The sequence below is a fragment of the Hydrogenophaga sp. genome, assembly GCF_041633695.1.
Lineage (GTDB): Bacteria > Pseudomonadota > Gammaproteobacteria > Burkholderiales > Burkholderiaceae_C > Hydrogenophaga.
The window spans coordinates 1-4,219 of record NZ_JBFJMY010000367.1; the positions used below are offsets into that span (position 1 = coordinate 1).

The following is a 4,219-nucleotide window of genomic DNA, read 5'->3' on the forward strand; positions in this document are numbered from 1 at the left end:
CTGCTGACGGCTTTGATTTTTGTGTCGGTAGCCCCACACCGCACTCCCGCGCCCACCACTTCGAACGCCGTGGACGTACCCAGTGCCTCGGCCTTGCCCGCGCCCAGCAACATGGTCTTGCCGGTCTCACCGGTGCTCCCGGAGGTTGGGCCGGTGGCCGATCCCGAACCCGCGCAGGGCGCGGCCATGGACGCTGTGAGCTTGCCGCTGCAACCCGCCGAATGGCCTGTGGCGCTGCCCGAACCGCCAGCGGACCCCGCGCCGGTGGCGACACCACCGCCCCGTTCCGCATCAGCATCGGTACCGGCACCGACATCACAAGCGCCTGCCAAACCCGTTGCGGCCCAGGGCTATGCCATCAATGTGGGTTTGTTTGCCGAAGAGAGCAACGCGCGCCAAGCCCATGCGCGTTTGATCGAGGCGGGTCTGCCCGCCTACATCCAAGAGGTGGATGGTGCGAACGGCACCCGCAGCCGTGTGCGGGTGGGGCCGTTTGCGGATCGCGCGGGCGCCGATGCGGCGGCCAAGCGCATACAAAGCCTGGGGCTGGAAGCGCTGGTGTTCAAACCCTGAGCATGTGCAGCACCGCTTCACTGGACGTGAAAAGCGGTGCGAAAACGCCGCAAGGTCTTACCGGTTGTAGCTGCCCATGCGGTGGTGGGTCGGCGTGCGGTCCGACCAGGCGGCGAGCCGATCCAGCCAGCCGGGCTGCTGGGCAAGCACGGGGGCCGACGGGCTGCGCGTGACCGCAGATGCATGCCGTGCGGTGGGCCGGCTTCCCCTGCGTGTGCTGAGTTGGGTGGTGAAGGTATTCATGGCGACTCCCATCGTCTGCGCGGATGGCGCCCGGACATTCGGGTAAATACGCAGAGTTCACACTGTGCATGTGTGCGTCTTTGATCGCAATATGGCATATTGCAGTTTTAGTTTGCAAAAAAGCAAAGATCAGCATGCCCTCATTCGATTGGGACGATTTGCGCCACGCCGTGGCCATCGGTGCCGCCGGCTCCTTGGCGGGCGCCGCCCGTTCGCTGGGCGTGAACCACACCACGGTGTTGCGCCGCCTCGACGCGCTGGAGGCGCACCTGGGAGCACGCTTGTTCGACCGCCAGCGCAGCGGCTACCAGCCTACCGAAGCGGGGCTGGTGTTGCTGGAGCAGGCCGGTCACATGGCGGCGCGGGTGGACGAGATCGAGCGCCAGGTGTTGGGGCGCGACCGCGAGCTCACCGGACCGCTGCGCGTGACCACCGCTTTTGTGGTGATGGAGCATTTGCTGCCCCAGCCCCTGGCCGACTTTTCGCGCGCCTTTCCTGGCATCGAAGTCGAGGTGGTGGAAAACGCTTTTCTGGTCGATCTGGCCAGCCGCCACAACGACACCGAGCAGAGCCAGATGCGCCGCGAAGCCGATGTGGCCTTGCGCCTGTCGGGCCATGTGGCCGAACACCTGGTGGGGCGGCAACTGGGCATGACGCAGTGCCGCGTCTACGCTTTGCGTGGCGCGCCCGGCCTGCCCCAGGTGCCCACACCACTGGCCGTGCTCACGCGCGACGCGCCTTGGGTGGCCTTTGAGCGCGGTGCGTCGGCTCGGGTGTACGACGGCTGGATGCGCCAGCAACTGGCGCAGGCCGACGTGCGCGTGCGGGTGGATATTTTCAACGCCAAGGCGGCCATGTTGCGCACCGGCATTGGCGTGGGTGTGCTGCCCACGTTCATGGAAGACAAACACCCGGAGTTGGTGGCGGTGTCCGATCCCATACCCGAACTGGCGCTGCCGGTGTGGCTGGTCACCCACCCCGATTTGCGCAAGACGGCGCGGGTGCGCGCCTTCATGCAGTTCGTGGGCGATGCGCTGGTGAAGCGGCTGCAGGCCAGCTGAAGGTTGCATCTTCCTCCGTCTATTTCAAACCCTCCAACCCCGCCGCGCCTTGCTTCGGGGGCGGTGTGTTCGCGCCCAAAGGCCCCAGCATGGCTGCGGGCCGCACCCATTGGTCGAACTGTTCGGCGCTCACCGTGCCGAGCGCCAGCGCCGCCTCGCGCAAGGTGCCGCCGCTGTGTTGCGCGTGCCGGGCGATCGCTGCGGCTGCGGCGTAACCGATGTGTGGGGTGAGTGCCGTCACCAGCATCAGCGAGCGGTTCAGCAACTCGTCCACCCGCGCCGTGTGCACCTCGAGGCCGGCCACACAGTGCCGGGAAAAACTGTCCATGGCGTCGCCGAGCAGGCGCAGGCTGTCGAGCGCGTTCAGGGCGATCAAGGGTTTGTACACATTGAGTTCAAACTGCCCTTGGCTGGCCGCAAAGCCGATGGCCGCGTCGTGGCCCACGACTTGCGCGCACACCATGCACAAGGCTTCGATCTGCGTGGGGTTGACCTTGCCCGGCATGATGGAGCTGCCGGGCTCGTTCTCGGGCAACTGCAACTCGCCCAGACCGGCGCGTGGGCCGCTGCCCATCAGGCGGATGTCGTTGCCGATCTTGATCAGCGCGATGGCCAACATCTTCAGGCCCGCGTGAAAGCCCACCAAGGCCTCGTGGCCGGCCATGGCGGCGAACAGGTTGTCGGCCTGCACCAAAGGCAGGCCCAGGCGTTGCGCCAAGGTGGCCGCTACCCGCGCGCCAAAGTCCGGGTGGGTGTTCAGGCCGGTGCCCACGGCGGTGCCGCCAATGGCCAGGGCGTGCACCGGGCCCATCGCATGTTGCAGGCTGTGCAGGCACAAATCCAGCTGGGCCACGTAGCCGCCGAATTCCTGGCCCAGCGTCACCGGCGTGGCGTCTTGCAAATGGGTGCGCCCGATCTTGACCACGCCGGTCCACGCCTGGGCCTTGTCGTCCAGCGCTGCCCGCAGCCCTTGTAGCGCTGGCCACAGGCTTCGCCGCGCCTGCAAGGCCACGGCCAGGTGCAAGGCGGTGGGGAATACGTCGTTGGACGACTGGCCCAGGTTCACATGGTCGTGCGCGCTCACCTGGGGTGCATCTTTCTGCCGCGCCAGCAGCGCCTGGTTGGCGAGATGGGCCACCACTTCGTTGACATTCATGTGGCTCTGCGTGCCCGAGCCGGTCTGCCAGACCGAGAGCGGAAAGGCCTCAGGGTGTGCGCCCATCGCCACCTGCTCGGCCGCATCGGCAATGGCCCGGGCGTGGTCGGCGGGCAGCAGACCGAGTTCGGTGTTGACCCGGGCTGCTGCCCACTTGACCCATGCCATGGCCTGGACCATGGGCGCGGGCATGTGCTGTTCGCCGATGGCGAAAAAGTGCAAGCTGCGCGCGGTTTGCGCGCCCCACAGCGCTTCGAGCGGGACTTCGATGGGGCCGAAACTGTCGGACTCGGTGCGTGTGGCGGGCATGGTGGTTCTCCGGTGGCTTGCGCGGGTGGCGTCGGGCGGGTGTGGCTTTTGCTGTGAAGCAGTATTCACCCGGCGGCAGCGGTTTGTCGACCGCTGCCCAAAGCCACGCAGGGCTTGCGGGGTTTTCCCCTGTTCAGGGCGGGTGCGGATACGGCCTTCTCCTACAAAGCCAAACGCCGTCTTCCGACGCCGTGCCACCCTCGGTTTCCCTACATTGGACTCAGCGGTTGACCTCGCACTTCGCGCAGTTGCCGCAGCAAACCCTTCAGGAGAATTCCATGAAAACACGCACCCTTATTGCCGCATTGGCAACCGCCGCTTCTTTGACCGCACTGACCGCCGTGACCGGTTGCGCCGTGGCGCGCGACCAGCAGACGGTGGGCGCCTACATCGACGACGCGGCCATCACCACCGCCGTCAAAGCCAAGTTTGCCGAGGCGAAATCGGTCGACGCCACCGCCATCAGCGTTGAAACCCTGAATGGCACGGTCCAGCTCTCGGGCTTTGCCAAGAGCGCCGACGAAAAGTCGAGCGCCGAGACCTTGGCCCGTGGCGTCAAAGGCGTCAAGTCCGTCAAAAACGGCATCGCTGTGCGCGGTTGAAAACACCCGCACTTTTTTCCCAACCATCGAAAGGAAGCATATGAACTGGGAACGCATCGAAGGCAATTGGAAACAAGTCAAAGGCAAGGTCCAGGAACAATGGGGCAAGCTGACCGACGACGACTTTGACATCGTGGCGGGACGCCGCGAGCAACTCGCCGGCAAGATCGAAGAGCGCTACGGCTGCGCCAAAGAAGAGGCCGAAGAGCAGATCGCGCAGTGGGAGAAAAAAGCGGGCGACGACTGGTTCAAAGACTGATCACGCACACGCTGGC

At 65.7% G+C, this 4,219-nt stretch carries 6 protein-coding genes; 4 read left to right on the forward strand and 2 right to left on the reverse strand.

The features are described 5' to 3' along the window. On the forward strand, positions 1-573 hold a 573-nt coding region (locus ABYB95_RS18135; protein ID WP_372660063.1), incomplete at its 5' end, for an SPOR domain-containing protein. 57 nt (positions 574-630) lie between these two features. Here ABYB95_RS18135 and ABYB95_RS18140 read toward each other — a convergent pair. Continuing rightward, positions 631-816, reverse strand: coding sequence for a hypothetical protein (locus ABYB95_RS18140; protein WP_372660065.1), 186 nt, complete (start codon positions 814-816; stop codon positions 631-633). Between the two features lie 134 nt (positions 817-950). Between ABYB95_RS18140 and ABYB95_RS18145 the strand changes: the two genes are divergently transcribed. Next, positions 951-1,877 (forward strand): LysR family transcriptional regulator, encoded by a 927-nt coding sequence (locus tag ABYB95_RS18145; protein ID WP_372660067.1) that lies wholly within the window; start codon positions 951-953, stop codon positions 1,875-1,877. A 19-nt stretch (positions 1,878-1,896) separates the two neighbouring features. Here ABYB95_RS18145 and ABYB95_RS18150 read toward each other — a convergent pair whose 3' ends face one another. Next, on the reverse strand, positions 1,897-3,342 hold the full coding sequence (locus ABYB95_RS18150) for a class II fumarate hydratase (RefSeq protein WP_372660068.1): 1,446 nt from the start codon (positions 3,340-3,342) through the stop codon (positions 1,897-1,899). Between the two features lie 278 nt (positions 3,343-3,620). On the opposite strand from ABYB95_RS18150, the gene ABYB95_RS18155 reads away from it, so the two are divergent. Together ABYB95_RS18155 and ABYB95_RS18160 are read left to right on the forward strand one after the other, a co-directional pair. After that, positions 3,621-3,944: a BON domain-containing protein gene (locus ABYB95_RS18155; protein ID WP_372660070.1), complete on the forward strand. Its 324-nt coding sequence runs from the start codon at positions 3,621-3,623 to the stop codon at positions 3,942-3,944. 40 nt (positions 3,945-3,984) lie between these two features. After that, positions 3,985-4,203 carry a CsbD family protein gene (locus ABYB95_RS18160; RefSeq protein WP_372660072.1) on the forward strand — a complete coding sequence of 73 codons (219 nt, stop codon included), beginning with the start codon at positions 3,985-3,987 and terminating at the stop codon, positions 4,201-4,203. The last annotated feature ends 16 nt before the right edge of the window (positions 4,204-4,219 follow it).